Origin of the sequence: Phycicoccus elongatus Lp2 (genome assembly GCF_000367525.1) — a bacterium.
Taxonomy (GTDB): Bacteria; Actinomycetota; Actinomycetes; order Actinomycetales; family Dermatophilaceae; genus Phycicoccus_A; species Phycicoccus_A elongatus.
In genome coordinates, this window is record NZ_HF570956.1 from 1,158,429 (window position 1) to 1,178,520 (window position 20,092).

The window sequence follows — 20,092 nt, forward strand, 5'->3', positions numbered from 1 at the left end:
CTCGGATGGTCGGACGTCGTGTGTGTCAGTAGGCGGCGAGGATGTCGACGACGAAGACCAAGGTGTCGTCGCCTGCGATCTTCGGCGGGCTGCCGGTGGCTCCGTAACCGTCGGCCGGGGGCACGATGAGCATGACCCGCGACCCCACCTTCTGCCCCTTCAGTCCGTTGTCCCACGCCGAGATGACGTTGCCCCCACCGAGTTGGAACTCGAAGTAGCCGGGGTCACGCGTGCTCGAGGAGTCGAAGACGCTGCCGTCCTTCCACAGCACCCCGGTGTAGTTGACCCGCACGGTCTGGCCTTGGGTCAACTCCGCGCCGGTGCCGGCGATGAGGGGCTGAACGATAAGGCTCGTCGGGGCTGCTGCCCCGGCCGGCATCGTGACGACCGAGGGCTCCTTGGGGCCCTTGTACTCGACCGTCGGCTGGCCTTCGACCGGCGCGACGGCTTCGCCCTTGGCCTCCGCCAGAGGCTTGGTCGCCCCCAGGATGTCCAACACCATGACGACGGTGTCGGTCCCCTTGAGGCCGGCCGCTGAGTTGCCCTCGGTGCCGAAGACGTCCTTGGGCGGGGCCACGATCAGCACTCGGCTGCCGACCTTCTTGCCCGGCAACTGGGTGCGCAGGGCCGGGAAGAGCGCCTCGTGGCTCAGGTCGATGCCGACCGGTGTCTTGGTGTCCCAGGTGCTGTCGACCGTGTTGCCGGAGGTGCCGTTGACGATGAGCGCGTTGACGGACGCCATGTCGTCCTTGGTCACCGCGGCACCATCGCCCTCCTTGAGCACCTTGGAGACAGAGGCTGTCGCCTTGAGAGGCTTCTTGGAGATGGCCACGGTCGGCGCGGCAGCCGGGTCGGACCCCTCGATCTTGACCGCATCGAGGACCGAGCCCGACGCGGTGGACGAGGCACAACCGGTGATGCTCAGGGATGCTGCGACGACGAGCGCAGCAAGGACCGGACGACGTGGTGCACGCACGGAGAGAACCTTTTCGCAGGGGGCATGAACTGCGCCCACCATAACCTCGTGCCCTGTGCGGACCGGAAATCGCGCGATCCCCACCCGATCAGGCCAACGGTGCGGCCGCCGCCTCGATGCCCTCGATGAGCCGGTCGACACGCGCATCCTCGGCCAGGAAGGGGTCCTTGCAGAGCACGGTGCGCTGGGCCTGGTCGTTGAGCTTGAGGTGCACCCAGTCCACCGTGAAATCGCGCCGATGTTCTTGGGCCGCCTTGATGAACCGGCCACGAAGCGCCGCGCGAGTGGTGGGGGGCGCCACCGTCTTGGCCCGGAAGACTTCCGGGTCGGTGACGACGCGTGCCGCCCGGCCCCGACGCGAGAGCAGGTGGAAGAGCCCTCGGTCGCGACGGATGTCGTGGTAGGCGAGGTCGAGTTGGGCCAGACGCGGATCCTCGAGGCCAAGGCCGTGGCGGGCGGCATACTCCTCGATCAACCGCTTCTTGATGACCCAGTCGATCTCGGTGTCGACCTTGGCGTGGTCGCCACTCTCGACCGCGTCGAGCGTTCGCTCCCAGAGGTCGAGGACGGTGTCGTGGAGGGGATCGTGCGCCCCCTCGGCGGCGACGAAGGCCTTGGCGCGGCCGAGGTACTCACGTTGGATGTCGAGCGCGGAGATGGTCTCACCCGAGGTCAACCGCACCGACCTGCGGCCGGTCAGGTCGTGACTGATCTCGCGGATCGCCCGGATCGGCACCTCGAGGCTGAGGTCACGCAGGGGCACCCCGGACTCGAGCATCCGCAGGACGAGGTCGGCGGACCCCACCTTGAGCAGGTTGGTGGTCTCGCTCATGTTGGAGTCGCCGACGATGACGTGCAGCCGTCGATACTGCTCGGCGTCGGCGTGGGGCTCGTCGCGGGTGTTGATGATGGGCCGCGACCGGGTCGTCGCCGACGACACGCCCTCCCAGATGTGGTCGGCCCGCTGGCTGAGGGCGTAGGTCGCGCCCTTGCTGGTGTGAACGATCTTGCCTGCGCCACAGATGAGTTGGCGTGAGATCAGGAAGGGCAGGAGGCCGTCGGACACGGCACCGAAGTCGCCCCCGCGACGGACCAGGTAGTTCTCGTGGCAGCCATACGAGTTGCCCGCGGAGTCGGTGTTGTTCTTGAAGACGTAGATCTCCCCGCGCACTTCGTCGGCCGCGAGCCGGGCCTGGGCATCGACAGCCAGTGACTCCACGATCTGCTCACCGGCGCGGTCATGGGCCACGAGTTGGCGCAGTGAGTCGCACTCGGCCGTCGCATACTCCGGGTGCGAACCGACGTCGAGATAGAGGCGTGAGCCGTTGCCGAGGAAAACATTGCTCGACCGCCCCCACGCGACCACCTTCCGGAAGAGGTAGCGGGCCACTTCGTCGGGGGTCAGGGTGCGCTGCCCGCCGGAGGTGCAGGTGATGCCGAACTCGGTCTCGATCCCGAAGATCCGGCGGGCGTGGGCGCTCATGCGCCGCCGTCGCCGTCCTGGTGCGGGCGCTGTGTCTGCGGGTTGGTGGCCACCGCACGCGGGCTGTCGCCGGGCACCTCGGACCGGTCCGCCTCCACGACCTGACCAGGACCCGGAGTCAGCAGCCCGCTCAGGCCGTCGCCACCGAGGCGTCGGAAGGTCCGTCGTGGTCGGTTGCGGTCCAGGAGTGCGACTTCCAATTGGTCCCCGGTCAACTCACGAGCTGCTCCCCCGGCCGGGTCGCGGCCCAGCAGGCCGACCGCCAGGCGCAGCACCTCGGCCAGCCCGAGGGTGGGGTTCCAGTCCTCCTTGAGGCCCTCCTCGATGAGCTCCGCAGCGCCGCCCATGGCGACGAAGGCCCGCTCGTCGGCAACCGACCCGTCATAGGTCAGCCGATAGAGCTGGTCGGCCTCCACGTCGACCCCGACCTCGGCGACCACGATCTCCACCTCGTACGGCTTGGACTCCTGGGTGAAGACGGTCCCGAGGGTCTGGGCGTAGGCGTTCGCCAGTCCCCGCGCCGACACATCGGAGCGGTCGTAGGAGTAGCCGCGCAGATCGGCATACCTGACTCCCGCGACCCGAAGGTTCTCGAACTCGTTGTACTTCCCGACGGCAGCGAAACCGATGCGGTCGTAGATCTCCGAGACCTTGTGAAGGGTCCGCGAGTGGTTCTCGGCCACGAAGAGGATGCCCTCGGTGCACGACGCCACGATCACCGAGCGGCCACGGGCGATGCCCTTGCGGGCGAAGTCGGCCCGGTCCTTCATCAACTGCTCGGGCGAGACGTAGAAGGGCATCTGGCTCATCGCGCACCTCCCGGGTTGCCGGAGCGAGAAGCCACGATGGCATCGACCACCGCCGCGACGGCATCGTCCTCGACGAACCGCACCCCGTCGGTGTCGATCCGGGCCACCGTCGGCCAGATCCGTCGGCCGAGGTCCGGCCCTCCGGTGGCGCTGTCGTCGTCCGCCGCATCCCACAGGGCCTCGACCGCGACCCGAAGTGCCTCCTCGCCTGTCATGCCACGCCGGAAGAGCTTCTTCATCGCTCCCCGCGCGAAGAGCGAGCCGCTGCCGACGCTGTGGTGATCGTGCTCCTCGTAGCAGCCGCCGGTGACGTCATAGGAGAAGATCCGGCCCAGGCGCAGGTCGACGTCGTACCCGGTGAACATCGGCACCACCGACAGCCCCTGCATGGCCATGCCGAGGTTGCCTCGGATCATCGAGGCCAGGCGATTGGCCTTGCCCTCGAGAGACATCAACGTGCCCTCGATCTTCTCGTAGTGCTCCAACTCGACCTGGAAGAGGCGCACCAACTCGATGGCCAGACCGGCGGTTCCGGCGATGCCGACGGTGGAGAACTCGTCAGCGGCGAAGACCTTCTCCATCTCGCGGTTCGCGATGATGTTGCCCATCGTGGCCCGTCGGTCCCCCGCCATCAGCACCCCACCGTCGAAGGTGATCGCCACGATGGTGGTGCCGTGCGGTGCGTCGATGCTCGCGCCGCTCGGCAGTCGGCGCCCGCTCGGCAGCACCTCGGGGGCGTGGGCACGCAGGAAGTCGTGGAAGGACGAAGAACCTGACGTCAGGTATGCCGCGGGGAGGCGACCGCCGTCGTGTCGCGAGGTCACTGGCCGCCCTTCTGGACGAAACCCTTGACGAACTCCTCGGCGTTGGACTCCAGGACCCCGTCGATCTCATCGAGCAGGTCGTCGACGTCGTGGGTCTGGCCGGCCGGGGCGGACGCACCAAGCTCGGGCAGGTCGTCCGGCCCGTCGTCGCGACGGTCACGTTTGATCTGCTCCTGGCCGGCCATCGGTCGCCTCCTGCCTCCGTGACGACCGCGATCGGTCGTCGACACCACCGAGCCTAGTCGCTCGGTCCACGGCGGTGGTCAGGCCGGTGCGCTGAGTCGCGTGAGCAACTCACCGATCGACGTGCTGGACTCGACGAGGTCACCCACCTGATCCCGGGTTCCCTTGAGCGGCTCCATGAGCGGGATCCGCTGCAGCTGCCGTTGGCCCGCGACCTCGACGATCACCGAGTCCCAGGAAGCAGCGACCACCTCGTCGGGGAAGCGCTCGAGCAATGCCCCCCGAAACCAGGCCCGGGTGTCCCCGGGCGCGCGCGTCATGGCCTCGGCCGCTGCCGCCTCGTCGACGAGGCGGGTCATCCGACCGGTGGCGGCCAACCGATGCGCCAGTCCGCGCTCGGCCCGGACATCGGACCACTGGATGTCGACGGCCTTGAGTCGCGGATCTCCCCAGCCGAGAGCATCTCGGGAGCGATAGCCCTCCAGGAGGCCGAGCTTGGCGACCCACTCGACCTCGCCGCGCGCCTCCATCGGGTCGCGGCGCAGTCGGTCGAGGGTGGTGCCCCACCAGTGCATGACCTCGGCGGTGTCGGGGTCGAGCGCGCCGCCATGGCGGGCGTCCAACCACGCCTGGGCTTCGTCGCGATACACCTCCAGCAGGTCCAGGCCGGTCAGCTCCTGGCCGCTCGCCAGGGTGACCCGGGCCCGGAGCGTGGGATCGTGCGAGATGCGCTGGAGGGTCGCGACCGGCTGCTGGAGGGTGAGGTCCCGCTGGAGCCAGCCATCCTCGATCATTCCGAGGACCAGGCTGGTCGTGCCGAGCTTGAGCAGGTTGGCGACGTCGAAGTGGTTGGCGTCGCCGATGATGACGTGCAGCCGACGATAGAGGTCGGCTGTCGCGTGCGGCTCGTCCCGGGTGTTGATGATCGGCCGCTTCAGCGTGGTCTCGAGTCCCACCTCGGTCTCGAAGAAATCCGAGCGTTGCGCCAACTGGAAACCGTTGGTGCGACTGTCCACCCCGATGCCCACACGCCCTGCACCACACAGGATCTGTCGGACCACGAAGAACGGCGTGAGGTGCTTGACGATGTCGAGGAACGGGGTCCGCCGCGACATCAGGTAGTTCTCATGGGTCCCGTAGGACTGCCCCTTGCCATCGGTGTTGTTCTTGTAAAGGTTGACACCCGGCGGCAGGGACGCCAGTCGAGCGACCGCCTCACGCATGATGAGTTCCCCGGCGCGGTCCCAGCGGATCGCGTCGCGCGGCGTCGTCACCTCCGGCGAGGAGTACTCGGGGTGGGCGTGGTCGACATAGAGCCGAGCGCCGTTGGTGAGGACGACGTTGGCCATTGTCGGGTCGTCGGCCCATTCGTCGGTGAGCTGGCTGGGATGGGCCGTGCCACGCCCCATGTCGAAGCCTCGGGCATCGCGCAGGGGGGCCTCGTCGGCGTAGTCCCACGACGCCCGCGCCCGCCGGATGCCGCGCGCCGCGGCATACGTGGTCACGACGTCTCCCGAGAGGACCATCGGGTTGGCCGAGGGTGCCCCCGGCACCGAGATGCCGTACTCCGTCTCGATGCCCATGACCCGCCGCACACTCATGCCGGAAGGCTACGCAATGCCGCAGCATCCGGCCGCCACGGGGAATGTCGCTGGCCGCCAGAGCAGGCCGACCGCTCCCCTAGGCTGACCCCATGCGCGATGTCGTCGTCTTCTCGGGCAACGCCCACACGGCCCTCGCCACCAGCATCTGTGACCACTTGGGCGTCACCCTGTCCGACACCGCGATCAGCCGCTTCAGCAACGATTGCCTGCAGGCCCAACTCCTGGCCAACTGCCGTCAACGTGACGTCTACATCGTGCAGCCACTGGTGCCTCCCACGCAGGACTCGCTGATGGAGTTGCTGCTCATGATCGACGCGGCCAGGGGAGCCTCTGCCTCGCAGATCACCGCCGTCATCCCGCACTTCGCCTACGCCCGCTCGGACAAGAAGGACGCCTCGAGGATCAGCCTCGGGGGTCGACTCGTGGCGGACCTGATCTCGACGGCCGGCGCTCACCGGGTCCTCACGATGAACCTTCATGCTCCCCAGGTGCACGGCTTCTTCTCGGTCCCGGTCGATCACCTGACCAGCCTGGGTGTCCTCGCGGAGCACTTCCGCGAGCAGAACCTCACCGACTGCGTGGTCGTGTCCCCCGACCTGGGCAATGCCAAGGACGCCACCCAGTTCTCCCGACTCCTCGGACTTCCCGTGGCGGCCGGCTCCAAGCGGCGGCTCGGTGACGACCGTGTGGTCATCGACTCGATCGTCGGCGATGTCGTCGGCAAGCGGGCCATCGTGCTCGACGACGAGATCGCCACCGGCGGCTCGATCGTCGAACTCATGGACAAACTCGCCGAGCAGGGCGTTTCCGAAGCCGCAGTGGCCTGCACCCACGGCCTCTTCGCCGGGAAGGCCGTCGACAAACTTCGCGGACACCCCCTGATCAGCGAGGTCGTCACGACCGACACCGTGCCGGCCCCCGCGGCCTGGCCAGAACTCAAGGTGCGATCGGTGAGCAAGCTCTTCGCCGAGGCCATCACCCGCATCCACGAGGGCGAGTCGATCTCGAGCCTCTTCGACGGGGTCGACCCCACCCACGCGCCCCCACGCCAGCGCTCCCTCTTCGATCGGGCGGACGCATGACGCGGTTGCTGCCGGTTCTCGCCGACGCGGCTCTGGTTCTCCTCTTCGCCTTTCTCGGTCGGCGCAGTCACGAGCACGGCCTCTCCCTCACCGGCCTGTTCCAGACGGCCGGACCCTTCCTGTGCGGAACGGCGGCCGGTTGGCTGCTCGCCGCCGGGCTCACCGATCTGGCACCGCGGTCCGTCCCCTTCGGGCTCGTCGTGGTCGCGGCGACGGTCGTGGTCGGCATGGGTCTGCGCCTTGTCTTCGCCCAGGGTGTGGCCTGGTCCTTCGTGCTCGTGGCCACGGCCGTGCTCTCCGTGCTGCTCCTGGGGTGGCGGGCGATCGCCGGTCTCGTCGGGGCCTGACCGATGGCGCTCAGCACAGCGGTCAGAGGTACTGCCCGGTGTTGGCCGTGTTGATCGACTTCCCGTGCTCGGTGCCACCCTCCTTGGTCTTGATGAGGGTGCGGATGTAGACGATCCGCTCCCCCTTCTTGCCGGAGATGCGCGCCCAGTCGTCGGGGTTGGTCGTGTTGGGCAGGTCCTCGTTCTCGCGGAACTCGTCGGTGCAGGCCTGCAGCAGGTGCTCGACGCGCAGGCCGCGCTGGTGGGTGGTGAGCAGGTCCTTGATCGCTGACTTCTTGGCGCGGTCGACGATGTTCTGGACCATCGCGCCGGAGTTGAAGTCCTTGAAATAGAGGATCTCCTTGTCGCCACCGGCATAGGTGACCTCGAGGAATCGGTTCTCCTCCTCCTCGGAGTACATCCGGGCCACCACAGCGTCGATCATGGCGTTGGCGGTTGCCTCCGCGTCCCCACCGTGGACGGCCAGGTCATCGGCGTGCAGCGGCAGGTCGGCGGTGAGGTACTTGGCGAAGATGTCACGGGCCGCTTCGGCGTCCGGTCGCTCGATCTTGATCTTCACGTCGAGGCGACCGGGTCGCAGGATGGCCGGGTCGATCATGTCCTCTCGATTGGAGGCCCCGATGACGATGACGTTCTCCAGCCCCTCGACCCCGTCGATCTCAGCGAGCAGCTGAGGGACGATCGTGGTTTCGACGTCGCTGGACACACCCGAGCCGCGAGTTCGGAAGAGCGACTCCATCTCGTCGAAGAAGACGACGACGGGGTAACCCTCGTTGGACTTCTCGCGAGCCCGCTGGAAGATGAGACGGATGTGTCGCTCGGTCTCACCGACATACTTGTTGAGCAGTTCGGGGCCCTTGATGTTGAGGAAGTAGCTCTTGCCCTCCGGGCGGCCTTCCTTCTCGGCGATCTTGCGCGACAAGGACGCCGCGACCGCCTTGGCGATCATCGTCTTGCCACACCCGGGCGGGCCGTAGAGAAGGACCCCCTTGGGCGGCTTGAGCTGGTGCTCCACGTAGAGGTCCGGGTGCAGGTAGGGCAACTCGACGGAGTCGCGGATCATCTCGATCTGACCGCTCAGGCCCCCGATGTCCTCATAGGAGATGTCCGGCACCTCCTCGAGCACGAGGTCGGCCACCTCGGACTTCGGGATCCGCTCGAAGACGAAACCGGTCTTCGGCTCCAGCAGGAGCGCGTCACCGACCCGCACCGGGGTGTCGATGAGCGGCTTGGCCATCCGCACGACCCGCTCCTCGTCGGCGTGCGCCAGGACCAGGACCCGGTCCTGGTCCAGCAGTTCCTTGACCAGGACGACCTCGCCGGCCACCTCGAAGCGGTGCACCGCCACGATGTTGAGGGATTCGTTGAGCATGACCTCCCGGCCGATCTCGAGATCGTCGGTGGCGAGCGCCGGGCTCACGGCGACGCGCATCTTGCGGCCTGCCGTCATGATGTCGGCCGTGCCATCGGCGAAGGTCTCGAGGAGGACACCGTAGGTGGCCGGCGGCTGGCCGAGCCGGTCCACCTCCGACTTCAGCGTGACGATCTGGGAGCGGGCGTCCCGCAGGGTGCGCACGAGTCGCTCGTTCTGGCTGTTGAGGGTGCTCACCTGGCTGCGCAGGCGCAGCACCTCGTCGTCGGGCCGCGCGGGGGTGGTGGGGCTGGTCGCGTCCGACACAAACGCCTCCTGAGGTATGCCGTGCACGCGCCGTGGTGGTCGCGCCACCGGGTCAGGTTCGACCCGGTTCACTTGACAGTAACCCCCAACGTGGCGGGAGAGCAGGAGGTTTCAGGCCGTGGGAAGGATCACGACGGTGACGATTCGGTCACTGTCGTGGTGACCCGACCTGCCGTCACCGTCTTCCGCACGCGCCGAACGCGCTTCTCGGACGGGATCCGCTCCCCCAACGCTTCGGGTGACCAGGCCTCCACCTCGTCGACCTCGACGTCATAGCCACCACCGGGGCGGCGCTTGCGCAGCGGCGGAGTGACGCCCGGCGCGAGCCGGCGGGTGGTGATGAGGAAGCCGGTGTGTCCGTGCATGCGGTGCTGGGGCCGCACGGCCAGACCTTCGAGATGCCACCCACGCACCAGTGACTCCCAGGCGTTGGGCTCGGTGAAGGCGCCCTTGTCACGCATCGCCTCGGCGACCTTGGACAGTTGCGTGGCCGTGGCGACGTAGCAGATGAGCACGCCGCCGGGAGCGAGCGCGTCGGCGACGACGTCGAGGCACTCCCATGGCGCGAGCATGTCGAGCACGACACGGTCCACGGTCCCCGGTTCGACGACCTCGGGCAGTTCCTCGACGAGATCTCCGATCGTCACACTCCAGGCGGGGTGGTCGAGGCCGAAGAAGGCCCGCGCGTTCGCCATAGCGATGTCGGCGAAGTCGGCACGTCGTTCGAAGGAGTGGACCCGCCCCTCCTCGCCCACGGCCCGCAGCAGACTCATCGACAGGGCACCGGACCCGACGCCGGCCTCCACCACGACCGCGCCCGGGAAGACATCGGCCATGGTGACGATCTGACCGGCGTCCTTGGGGTAGACCACCGCGGCGCCTCGCGGCATCGACATCACGTAGTCCGACAGCAGGGGCCGCAGCGCGAGGTACTCGACACCCGCCGTGTTCTTGACCGTCGACCCGTCGGGCGCCCCGATGAGGTCGTCGTGAGCGAGGTAACCCCGATGCGTGTGGAACTGCTTCCCGGCCCCGAGGGTGATGGTGTGCAGGCGTCCCTTGGGGTCGGTCAACTGGATGCGCTCGCCCTCGCCGAAGGGTCCGCGGCGCAGGTCGGCACCGATGGCGGTCATGGGGCGCGAGTCTAGTTGGCCTCCGCGGCCGCCCGGTCAGGACCCGAGCAGGGTGTTGAGGTCATCAGCGATGGCGATTGCCCATGGTTGGCCCCCATCGGTGAGCACCACCACCGACGACCTCGACGACTGCATCGTCGTGAGGGCGGGGACGAGTTCGTCGCCGGGTGCGGATTCCACGACGGCACCCTCGGGCAGCGCCGTTCCCAGTGCCGAGACGGGGGTGTCGGGCGGGACGGTCACTCCCTCACCGGGTGAGCCGAGGAGCAGGTAACGACCGCCCTCCCGCACGAGGGGAATGCCGGGTGTCGGACCGAGCGAGCCGACGGGCAGGCTGCCGGGAATCACGGTGACCGGTCGAGCCACCTGATCGATGGTGCGACCCTCCAAGGCGGCTCGGGCCTGGCTGCTGGCGATGGCCTGCCCGGCACCTCGCCAGATGACGGAGGCAATGAATCCGGCCCACACGATGCGGATCAGATCCGGGGTGCGACCCTGAACGAGGGGCAGGCCCACTGCCCAGAGCACGATCAGCACAGCGAGCACCCTGCCGGCCCAGCCTGCGACGAGCAGACCGCTCGCCCGCCGTCCGGTCACCCCCCACACCAGCGACTCGAGAATCTGTCCACCGTCCAGGGGCAGCGCCGGCAGAAGGTTGAACAGGGCCAGCAGCAGGTTGACCCAACCGATACCGCCCAGCACGAGCCCGGCCATCGTCCCCTGCACGGCCTGGGCACCCAACCACCCGACCAAGGCCAGGAGCAGGTTGGTCAGGGGCCCGGCCGCCGCAACAGCCGCCGCTCGCCCGGGAGTGAGCGCGCGCGAGTCGAAGGCCGTGTGGCCCCCGAGGAAGTCCGCGACGACGCGATGGACCACCAGCCCGAGCCGGCGCGCCATCAGGGCATGCGCCCCTTCGTGGGCGAGAACGGCGAGGAGGAGCACCACGGCATACACCAGGCCGATGACATAGCCCACCGCGCCCGCCCCGCTGCCCACGACGACCGTGATGACGGCGGCCAGCGCGAACCAGGACCAGCCCAGATAGACGGGCACGCCGGCGATCGACGCGATCCGCAGCCCGGCCGATGGGCTTCTCGAGGGGTCGGTCATGTCCCAAACCCTATGTGCCGGTGAAATGCCCTGCGGGGCCGCCGGCTCCGGGCGGCATACTTGGGTGTTCGTCCTCACTCCCGGAGAGTCCCAGCGTGACCACTGCCCATCGGCCTGACGCCACCGCCGACCTGCGTGACGCGCTGAGCCGGCGCATCCTCGTGCTCGACGGCGCCATGGGGACCATGATCCAACGGTACGGGCTGTCCGAGGCGGACTTCCGGGGCGAGCGGTTCGCCGAATGGCCCAGTGACCTCCAGGGCAACAACGACCTGCTCAGCCTGACCCAGCCCGACATCATCGAGGCCATCCACCGGGAGTACCTCGAGGCCGGCGCCGACCTCGTCGAGACGAACACCTTCAGTGCCCAGCGGATCTCGCTCGCTGACTACGACATGGCCGACCTGGCCTACGAACTCAATGTGGAGTCGGCCCGCCTCGCGCGTCGGGCGGCCGACACCGTCACCGAGGCCACCGGTCGGCAGCGGTGGGTGGTGGGCGCACTCGGCCCGACCACACGCACGGCCTCGATCTCCCCCGACGTCAACGACCCGGGTGCGCGCAACATCTCCTACGACCAGTTGGTCGAGGCCTACCACGAGCAGGCCAGGGGCCTGGTCGACGGCGGCGCCGACGTGCTCCTCCTCGAGACCATCTTCGACACCCTCAATGCCAAGGCCGCGATCTTCGCCCTCGAGACGCTCTTCGAGGAGGAGGGTCGCCGATGGCCGGTCATCATCTCCGGCACGATCACGGACGCGTCCGGACGCACCCTGTCCGGTCAGGTGACCGAGGCCTTCTGGTACTCGATCCGTCATGTCCGGCCGCTCGCCGTAGGTCTGAACTGTGCGCTCGGCGCCGACGAACTGCGGCCCTATGTCGCGGAACTGGCGCGGCTGGCCGACTGCTTCGTCAGCGCCTACCCCAACGCCGGTCTCCCCAACGCCTTCGGGGAATACGACGAGACGCCGGCGCAGATGGCTTCGGTCATCGAGGGATTTGCGCGCGATGGCCTGGTCAACATCCTCGGCGGTTGCTGCGGCACCACGCCCGACCACATTGCGGCGATCGCCGCGAGTGCCGCTGCCCACGCGCCGCGTACTCCCGCGGTCATCGAGCCGGCGCTGCGGCTGTCCGGTCTCGAGCCCCTCGTCGTCACCGAGGACTCACTGTTCGTCAACATCGGCGAGCGCACCAACATCACCGGGTCGGCCCGCTTCCGCAAGTTGATCAAGGAGGAGGACTACCCCACCGCCCTCACCGTGGCGCGCCAGCAGGTCGAGGCCGGCGCACAGGTCATCGACATCAACATGGACGAGGGCATGATCGACGGCGTCGGCGCCATGGATCGTTTCGTCAAACTCGCGGCCGGCGAGCCCGACATCTGCCGCGTGCCGCTGATGATCGACTCCTCGAAGTGGGAGGTCATCGAGACCGGGCTCAAGGGCGCGCAGGGCAAGTGCATCGTCAACTCCATCTCGATGAAGGAGGGCATCGAGCCCTTCCTCGAGCAGGCCCAACTGTGCCGCAAGCACGGCGCGGCGGTCGTCGTCATGGCCTTCGACGAGGACGGGCAGGCCGACAACCTCCAACGCCGTCAGCAGATCTGCAAGCGCGCCTACGACCTGCTCGTCGACGAGGTCGGATTCCCGGCCGAGGACATCATCTTCGACCCCAACATCTTCGCCGTGGCCACGGGCATCGAGGAGCACGCGGCCTACGGAACCGACTACATCGAGGCGACCCGCTGGATCAAGGAGAACCTCCCGGGCGCCCTGGTGTCCGGTGGCGTCTCCAATGTGTCCTTCTCCTTCCGCGGCAACAACCCTGTGCGAGAGGCGATTCACGCCGTCTTCCTCTATCACGCCATCGCGGCGGGGATGGACATGGGCATCGTCAACGCCGGCGCGCTCGTTCCCTACGACTCGATCGATCCCGACCTGCGCGACCGGATCGAGGACGTCGTCCTCAACCGTCGCCCGGACGCGACCGAGCGTCTCCTCGAGATCGCCGACCAGCACAACACGACCTCCGAGCAGGTCCAGGAGCAGGTCGACCAGTGGCGCTCGCTCCCGGTCCGAGAGCGCATCACGCACTCCCTCGTCAAGGGCATCGACGACCATGTGGTCGACGACACCGAGGAACTGCGGCAGGAGATCGCCACCGCCGGCGGGGCTCCCATCGAGGTCATCGAAGGCCCGCTCATGGACGGCATGAACGTCGTGGGCGACCTCTTCGGGGCCGGCAAGATGTTCCTCCCGCAGGTCGTGAAGTCGGCGCGGGTGATGAAGAAGGCGGTCGCCCACCTCATCCCCTACATCGAGGAGGAGAAGGCCAACAACCCCGAGACGGCGGGCAAGGACACCAAGGGCACGATCGTCATGGCGACGGTCAAGGGCGATGTCCACGACATCGGCAAGAACATCGTCGGCGTCGTCCTGCAGTGCAACAACTATGAGGTCGTCGATCTCGGGGTCATGGTGCCTGCCCAGAAGATCCTCGACACCGCCACGGAGATCGGCGCCGATGTCATCGGCCTCTCCGGCCTCATCACGCCGAGCCTGGACGAGATGGTTCGGGTCGCGGGCGAGATGGAGCGGCAGGGCTTCGACATCCCGTTGCTCGTCGGTGGCGCCACGACGTCGCGCGCCCACACGGCGGTCAAGATCGACGGGCAGTACTCCGGCCCCGTCGTCTGGGTCAAGGACGCCTCACGGTCGGTGCCCGTCGTGAGCCAACTGCTCAACCCGGTGCAACGCGAGACCCTCATGGCCGGTGTCAAGCAGGAGTACGACGCGATGCGTGCCCGGCACGCCGCCAAGGCGACCGAGCGGCCACTGGTCTCGCTGGAGGCAGCCCGCGCGAACGCCCAGGTCGTCGACTTCACCGCCACTCCCCCATCGATGCCGAAGCGCACCGGCGTCATCGAGCTGCTCGACCACCCGCTCGCGGACCTGCGCCGATTCATCGACTGGACGCCCTTCTTCGCCGCCTGGGAGATCAAGGGTCGTTACCCCGATGTACTCTCGCAGCCCGGGGTGGGTGAGGCCGCGCGCAAGCTCTACGAGGACGCCCAGGAGATGCTCGACAGGGTGATCGCCGAGGAGTGGCTCACCGCCAAAGGCGTCGCGGCGATCCTGCCCGCGAACGCGGTGGGTGACGACATCGAGGTGTATGCCGCGGGGTCCGATCGAGAGGTCGTGGCCACCATCCACGGCTTGCGGCAACAGGGTGAGCACCGGGCGGGAGTGCCGAACCGGGCCCTCTCGGACTATGTGGCCCCGCGCGACTCGGGAGTCCTCGACCATGTCGGCGCCTTCGCCGTCACGGCCGGTCTGGGCGCCCAGGACCGCATCATGGCCTTCAAGGCGGACAACGACGACTACTCGGCGATCCTGCTCGAGGCGATCGCCGACCGGCTCGCCGAAGCCTTTGCCGAGCGGCTGCACCACTTGGTGCGCACCGAGTTCTGGGGGTACTCACCCGATGAGGACCTCGACAACGAGGCCTTGATCAAGGAGCAGTACGCCGGGATTCGGCCCGCGCCCGGGTACCCCGCCTGCCCGGACCACACGGAGAAGTTGACCCTCTTCGGCCTGCTCGACGCGACCGAGCGCGCGGGCATCGAACTCACCGAGTCGATGGCGATGTGGCCGGGAGCGGCCGCAGCCAGTACTTCGTCGTGGGCCGCGTCGGGCGTGACCAGGTCGAGGAGTATGCCGCGCGCAAGGGGTGGTCGCTCGCCGAGGCCGAGCGGTGGTTGGGTCCCAACCTCGGGTACCAACCCGAGGACTGATCGGTTGGCGCGCCGGCGGTGTCGGCCCCGCGGCATACGGTGAAGGCATGACGCCCGCCCTCTCCCCGAGCCGGGCCGCGGACTTCAAGCAGTGCCCCTTGCTCTATCGCTTCCGGACGGTCGACAAACTCGAGGGGCCGCCCTCACCCGCGGCAGCACGCGGAACGCTCGTGCACTCGGTGCTCGAGCACGTCTTCGAGCTCCCGGCCGCCGAGCGCACGGTCGACGCCGCCGTGCGCCTGCTGCCGGAGCGGTGGTCGGCGCTCGCCGAGGAGCGTCCGGAGCTGGTCGAGATGATCGAGGCATCGGACGACCTCGACGACGTGACCTGGCTCGAGGACGCCGCTGAGCTCGTGGAGCGATGGTTCGAGCTGGAGGATCCTCAGCGTCTCGAGCCAGCAGAGCGTGAGTTGTATGTCGAGACCGAGATCGAGGGCCTGACGTTGCGCGGCATCGTCGACCGACTCGACGTCGCAGCAGACGGGGCGATGCGGGTGGTCGACTACAAGACCGGGCGTTCTCCACGCGAAGGCTTCGAGGCCAAGGCTCTCTTCCAGATGAAGTTCTATGCCCTCGTCCTGTGGCGGTTGCGTGGCGAGATCCCCAAGGTGCTCCAGTTGGTCTATCTCGGTGACCGGCAGGTCGTGCGCTATGTGCCCGACGAACAGGACCTGAGGGGCATGGAGCGCAACGTCAAGGCGGTCTGGGCGGCGGTGCAGCGAGCGGCTGAGACCGGCGACTGGAGGCCGAGCAGGTCGCGGCTGTGTGGCTGGTGCGACTTCAGGGACCTGTGCCCCGAGTTCGGGGGCACACCTCCACCACTCCCAGAGGGGGCTGCACTCCTCGCGCTGCGACCGGAGGCGTCGGGTCAGGTCGTCGTTGGTGACGACTGAGCGGCAGCCCTCCACAGCCCGGTCAGTCCCGCGGTGTCGATCCCCGCGAGTGTGTCCACCTGCACGCTGCCCGCCCGCGTGGGCACCGGCAGGATGTGTGGGATGGCGACCGTGGGAACGCCGGCGTCGACGGCAGATCGCACACCGGTCGGAGAGTCCTCGAGGGCGACGCACTGCGCCGGCTGGACACCGAGCAGTCGACAGGCGGCCAGATAGGGCTCCGGGTGCGGCTTGCCGTGAGCAACGACGTCGCCGGTCACCAGGTGGGTGAAGGTGCCTTCCGGCAGATTGTCGACAACGGCGGTCGCCAGCGAGGTCCACGACATGGTCACCAGGACGCACGGGATGCCCGAGGCGCGCAGCGACGCCAGGAGTTCTCGCGCGCCCGGACGCCACGGCACGTGCTCGTCGACGCGACGAATGACCTTACCCAGCAGTTCGTCGACGATCCGCTCCACATCCCAGGTGATCGGTGAGTTGGCGCGCATGATCCCCGCCGAGACCCGCAGGTCCTGCCCGACAAGTTGATGCGACAACTCGTCAGTCCAGGTGCCGCCGAAGGACTCGACGACCTCATGCTCACCCTGGATCCAGTACGGCTCGGTGTCGACGAGGGTGCCGTCCATGTCCCAGAGCACGGCTGCCAGATCCCTCACGTCAGAGAGTCTAGGCAGCAGGTGCGGGCCGCCCGGACCGCCACTGCGTAGGGTTGGGATTCCACGACACAGGAGGACGCATGATCGAGCTCGAGGACGTTCCGGAGCTGGACAACCCGATCATGATCGCCGCCTTCGAAGGCTGGAACGACGCCGGGGATGCCGCTACGGCGGTCGTCGAGCACCTGAGCGAGCTCTGGGGTGCCGAGGCGGTCGCCGCGCTCGATCCCGAGGACTACTACGACTTCCAGGTCAACCGGCCCAGGGTCGTCATCGACGGTGGAAAGCGCCGGATCAGTTGGCGCACCACCCGCATCCTCATCGCCACCGACACGCCGATCGGCCGCGATGTCGTGCTCATCCACGGGGTCGAGCCGTCGTTCCGGTGGCGGGCGTTCGCCATCGAGTTGATGGAGTTCGCGCAGACCGCCGATGTCCAACTGGTCCTCACCCTCGGCTCCCTGATGGCCGACGTGGCGCACAGCCGACCGATCCCGGTCACCGTCTCCTCCGACCAGGAGGAGGTGCGCCATCGCTTCGACGCCGAGATGAGCAACTACGAGGGCCCCACCGGCATTGTCGGCGTGCTCGCCGACGCGGCCGTGCAGGTCGGCATCCCGTCGGTCTCGGCATGGGCCGCCATTCCGCATTACGCCGGACACACGCCCTCCCCCAAGGCGACCGCGGCGCTGCTCACGGCGATCGAGACCCTCCTCGACGCCCCGATCGACCACGGTGACCTGGACGAGGACGGGCGCGCCTGGCAGCGCGGTGTCGACGAACTGGCCCAGGGCGATCCCGACATCGCCGAGTATGTCGAGAGCCTCGAAGAAGCCCAGGACACCGCCGAACTTCCCGAGGCCAGCGGAGACGCGATCGCCAAGGAGTTCGAGCGCTACCTGCGGCGCAGGGGCGAAGAACCCACGCCCTGACCCGATGTGCCGCGCTCAGACGCGGACGCCCAACAGGGCGTCGAGCGCCCGGGCCACCACTCCCGCCGCGGTCGGATCGGCTCCCTCACCGTCCAGGGAGCGCGCGGCCCAGGCGTCCATCGCCGCCAGGGCTCCGGGGGAGTCCAGATCGTCCGCGAGCCGTTCCCTGAGCGCGGCGAGCAGGGGCTCGGCCTCGGGGGCAGAGTTTCCGGACAGGGCTCGGCGCCAGGTGTCCAGCCGCTCCTGCGCGACCGTGAGCTGCTCGTCGGTGAACTCCCAATCCGTCGCATGGTGATGGTCCAGAAGCACCAGGCGGATGACCATGGGGTCGACCCCGTCGAAGCGCAACGTCGAGACGAAGACGAGGTTGCCCTTGGATTTGCTCATCTTCTCGCCATCCAGGCCGACCATCGCCTGGTGCGCGTAGTGGTGCGCGAAGATGTCGCCGCCACCGAGTGCCACCGATTGCGCCGCGCTCATCTCGTGATGCGGGAAGACCAGATCCGAACCGCCGCCGCTGAGGTCGAAGGGCACGCCCAGGTGTTCCAGGGCGATGGCGGTGCACTCGATGTGCCACCCCGGGCGACCGGCACCGAGCGAGGCGCCCTCCCAGGTCGGCTCGCCCGGCCGCGCTGCCCGCCAGAGAAGGGGGTCGAGAGCATCACGCTTGCCCACACGGTCCGGGTCGCCCCCGCGGTCGGCATACACCGCCAGCATGTCGTCGCGACTCCAGCCGCTGACCCGCCCGAAGTCCGCGACCTGCGCAAGGTCGAGGTAGACGTCGTGGCCGGGCCCGTCGAGCACGGACAGTGGGTATGCCGCGCCGCTGGCCAACAATGCCTCGATCCGCGCCACGATGTCGGCCATCGACTCCTCGACGCCGATGAAGGCATCGGGTGGCAGCACGGCGAGCGCGGTCATGTCGTCGCGGAACAGGGCGACCTCATCCGCGGCGAGTTCGCGGAAGTCGACCCCGTCACGGTCGGCGCGCTCGAAGAGCGGGTCGTCCACATCGGTGACGTTCTGCACGTAGCGCACGGTGCGGCCGGCGTCACGCATCACCCGGTTGACCAGGTCGAAGGTCACATAGGTGGCGGCGTGGCCCAGGTGGGTGGCGTCGTAGGGCGTGATCCCGCAGACATACATCGTGAAGTCCGCACCAGGCGACGCCACCTCTTCGGCGGCGCCGGACGCCGTGTCGAGCAGTCGGAGGCCGGGACCAGTGCCGGGGATCGCGGGCAGGAAGGGCATCGGCCAGGAGATCACCGCGCCAGCCTACGACCCGTCGGTCACATCGCCGGCCATGGGATGGCCGGCCAGTCGGTCGTCGGCACAGGATGTCTGCGCGTGCGTCGCAACAGTGCCACCCGAGCCTCGAGTGCGGCCACCTCATCGGCCGTCAGGCAGGTGGTGAGCGCGCCCCGCAGGATGGGTTCGCTCAGTGCCGAGGCGAGTTGGTCGAGGCGGTCGACATCGGCGCTGGGCAGCGGGTCGCCTGCCCAACCCCAGAGCACGCTGCGAAGTTTGGGTTGCACCCCCAGCGACACGCCGTGGTCGAAGCCTCGGACCCCGTTGTCGACGCGCACGAGGTGTAAGCCCTTGCGGTCAGAGTTGTTGAGCACGGCGTCCAGGACCGCCACCGAGCGCACGGCCGAATCAGCGGCGTGGGCGAGCACGACGGCCTCGCCGTCCTCATCCTGCCCCTCGATGACCCGCAGCCATTCCTGGGGCACCTCAGCGGCCGCGCACACGACAACCACGGGGTCGACCGGCTGGTCCGGGTCACCCACCCACTGTTGGGTCGAGCCGAGCCCCCACGGGCCCTCGCGCACCACGGTGGGCGGCACGACCTCGAACCCACCCGCCTCGGAGATCAGGTAGGCCGCGTGCTCACGATGCGCAAGGTCGCCGTTCGGGTAATCCCAGAGCGGCCGCTCGAAGGCGATCGGTTTGTGGATCGCGAGCGCTGTCTGCCCGTCGAGCGAGACCTCGACGAGAAGGGCCGAGTTGGACGACCCGATGATTCGACCGAGAACGCGCAGGTCACCTCGGCCGAGCAGGTCGAGGACCTCGCTCACCGGCGATAGCCGTTGGCCCTGGGGCAGATGTGGCCGCTCGGGTCCAGCGCCTGACCACAGAAGGGGCAGGGCGGTCGACCGGCAGCGACGAGCGCGCCCGCCCGGCGGGCGAACTCACGCGCCTGGTCGGGCTGCAGGGACACGCGCAGCGTGTGCAGTGCCGTGCCGTCTTCGGGCTCCCCTTCGTCCGGGTCGTGGTCGTGGCACTCGATGACGATGAGGCTGCGTTCGGTGTCCCAGGCCAGGCCGATCGCATTGACCCGGAACTCGTCCTCGATCGGTGTGTCGAGCGGATCGTTGTCGGGACGCCCGACGCTGCCGTCCTCCCCCACACGGTCGAGGAGGTCCCCGATCCGCTCTCCCAGCATGCTGACCTGGAGTTTCTCGAGGCTGACGGAGACCACGTGGCCACGCCCCCTCGCCTGGAGGAAGAAGGTGCGGGATCCAGGTGGTCCCACGGTGCCGGCGACGAAGCGCTCGGCCGGGTCGAAGTCGGCCACGGTCATGG

The 20,092-nt window shown here is 68.4% G+C and carries 18 protein-coding genes; 5 read left to right on the forward strand and 13 right to left on the reverse strand.

Going from position 1 to position 20,092, the window contains the following annotated elements:
- Positions 1 to 25 precede the first annotated feature (25 nt).
- The 6 genes from BN10_RS05545 to dop form a co-directional block, all read right to left on the reverse strand.
- On the reverse strand, positions 26 to 976 hold the full coding sequence (locus tag BN10_RS05545) for an FKBP-type peptidyl-prolyl cis-trans isomerase (protein ID WP_040750970.1): 951 nt from the start codon (positions 974 to 976) through the stop codon (positions 26 to 28).
- Between the two features lie 88 nt (positions 977 to 1,064).
- The gene (pafA, locus tag BN10_RS05550; RefSeq protein WP_010850210.1) at positions 1,065 to 2,459 is read right to left on the reverse strand and encodes a Pup--protein ligase; all 1,395 of its coding nucleotides are present in this window, start codon (positions 2,457 to 2,459) and stop codon (positions 1,065 to 1,067) included.
- Positions 2,456 to 3,268: a proteasome subunit alpha gene (gene prcA / locus BN10_RS05555; protein ID WP_010850211.1), complete on the reverse strand. Its 813-nt coding sequence runs from the start codon at positions 3,266 to 3,268 to the stop codon at positions 2,456 to 2,458. Before prcA ends, pafA begins: the two co-directional genes overlap by 4 nt.
- Complete coding sequence (gene prcB, locus BN10_RS05560; RefSeq protein WP_010850212.1) at positions 3,265 to 4,092, reverse strand: proteasome subunit beta; 828 nt, start codon at positions 4,090 to 4,092, stop codon at positions 3,265 to 3,267. The genes prcA and prcB overlap by 4 nt, the downstream gene beginning before the upstream one ends.
- Positions 4,089 to 4,277 (reverse strand): ubiquitin-like protein Pup, encoded by a 189-nt coding sequence (locus BN10_RS05565; RefSeq protein ID WP_010850213.1) that lies wholly within the window; start codon positions 4,275 to 4,277, stop codon positions 4,089 to 4,091. Before BN10_RS05565 ends, prcB begins: the two co-directional genes overlap by 4 nt.
- A 78-nt stretch (positions 4,278 to 4,355) precedes the next feature.
- On the reverse strand, positions 4,356 to 5,876 hold the full coding sequence (dop, locus tag BN10_RS05570; RefSeq protein ID WP_010850214.1) for a depupylase/deamidase Dop: 1,521 nt from the start codon (positions 5,874 to 5,876) through the stop codon (positions 4,356 to 4,358).
- Between the two features lie 92 nt (positions 5,877 to 5,968).
- On the opposite strand from dop, the gene BN10_RS05575 reads away from it, so the two are divergent.
- Both BN10_RS05575 and BN10_RS05580 read left to right on the forward strand, forming a co-directional pair.
- On the forward strand, positions 5,969 to 6,961 hold the full coding sequence (locus BN10_RS05575) for a ribose-phosphate diphosphokinase (RefSeq protein ID WP_010850215.1): 993 nt from the start codon (positions 5,969 to 5,971) through the stop codon (positions 6,959 to 6,961).
- Positions 6,958 to 7,308 carry a DUF3054 domain-containing protein gene (locus BN10_RS05580; protein WP_010850216.1) on the forward strand — a complete coding sequence of 117 codons (351 nt, stop codon included), beginning with the start codon at positions 6,958 to 6,960 and terminating at the stop codon, positions 7,306 to 7,308. Before BN10_RS05575 ends, BN10_RS05580 begins: the two co-directional genes overlap by 4 nt.
- A 22-nt stretch (positions 7,309 to 7,330) precedes the next feature.
- Here the strand turns inward: BN10_RS05580 and arc are convergent, their stop codons facing one another.
- The 3 genes from arc to BN10_RS05595 form a co-directional block, all read right to left on the reverse strand.
- Positions 7,331 to 8,986: a proteasome ATPase gene (gene arc, locus BN10_RS05585; protein ID WP_010850217.1), complete on the reverse strand. Its 1,656-nt coding sequence runs from the start codon at positions 8,984 to 8,986 to the stop codon at positions 7,331 to 7,333.
- A 128-nt stretch (positions 8,987 to 9,114) separates the two neighbouring features.
- Positions 9,115 to 10,119 carry a tRNA (adenine-N1)-methyltransferase gene (locus tag BN10_RS05590; protein ID WP_010850218.1) on the reverse strand — a complete coding sequence of 335 codons (1,005 nt, stop codon included), beginning with the start codon at positions 10,117 to 10,119 and terminating at the stop codon, positions 9,115 to 9,117.
- Positions 10,120 to 10,155: 36 nt separating this feature from the next.
- Positions 10,156 to 11,229: a site-2 protease family protein gene (locus BN10_RS05595; protein ID WP_010850219.1), complete on the reverse strand. Its 1,074-nt coding sequence runs from the start codon at positions 11,227 to 11,229 to the stop codon at positions 10,156 to 10,158.
- Positions 11,230 to 11,324: 95 nt separating this feature from the next.
- Here BN10_RS05595 and metH point away from each other — a divergent pair, with 95 nt between their 5' ends.
- Together metH and BN10_RS05605 are read left to right on the forward strand one after the other, a co-directional pair.
- Positions 11,325 to 15,068, forward strand: a complete 3,744-nt coding sequence (gene metH, locus BN10_RS05600) for a methionine synthase (protein ID WP_010850220.1) — start codon at positions 11,325 to 11,327, stop codon at positions 15,066 to 15,068.
- Positions 15,069 to 15,072: 4 nt separating this feature from the next.
- On the forward strand, positions 15,073 to 15,918 hold the full coding sequence (locus BN10_RS05605; RefSeq protein ID WP_010850221.1) for a RecB family exonuclease: 846 nt from the start codon (positions 15,073 to 15,075) through the stop codon (positions 15,916 to 15,918).
- On the opposite strand, the gene BN10_RS05610 is transcribed toward BN10_RS05605, so the two are convergent.
- Entirely contained in the window at positions 15,894 to 16,574 is a 681-nt protein-coding gene (locus tag BN10_RS05610) for an HAD family hydrolase (protein ID WP_010850222.1), read from the reverse strand. The genes BN10_RS05605 and BN10_RS05610 overlap by 25 nt on opposite strands.
- An 80-nt stretch (positions 16,575 to 16,654) precedes the next feature.
- Here BN10_RS05610 and BN10_RS05615 point away from each other — a divergent pair, with 80 nt between their 5' ends.
- The gene (locus tag BN10_RS05615) at positions 16,655 to 17,506 is read left to right on the forward strand and encodes a PAC2 family protein (protein WP_010850223.1); all 852 of its coding nucleotides are present in this window, start codon (positions 16,655 to 16,657) and stop codon (positions 17,504 to 17,506) included.
- Between the two features lie 15 nt (positions 17,507 to 17,521).
- Here BN10_RS05615 and mshC read toward each other — a convergent pair whose 3' ends face one another.
- From mshC to BN10_RS05630, 3 genes are read right to left on the reverse strand one after another with little or no spacing between them, the layout of a single operon-like run.
- Positions 17,522 to 18,772, reverse strand: a complete 1,251-nt coding sequence (mshC, locus tag BN10_RS05620) for a cysteine--1-D-myo-inosityl 2-amino-2-deoxy-alpha-D-glucopyranoside ligase (RefSeq protein ID WP_010850224.1) — start codon at positions 18,770 to 18,772, stop codon at positions 17,522 to 17,524.
- Between the two features lie 23 nt (positions 18,773 to 18,795).
- Positions 18,796 to 19,584: an SCO1664 family protein gene (locus BN10_RS05625; protein ID WP_010850225.1), complete on the reverse strand. Its 789-nt coding sequence runs from the start codon at positions 19,582 to 19,584 to the stop codon at positions 18,796 to 18,798.
- The gene (locus BN10_RS05630) at positions 19,581 to 20,090 is read right to left on the reverse strand and encodes a DUF3090 domain-containing protein (protein WP_010850226.1); all 510 of its coding nucleotides are present in this window, start codon (positions 20,088 to 20,090) and stop codon (positions 19,581 to 19,583) included. Before BN10_RS05630 ends, BN10_RS05625 begins: the two co-directional genes overlap by 4 nt.
- Between the last annotated feature and the right edge of the window lie 2 nt (positions 20,091 to 20,092).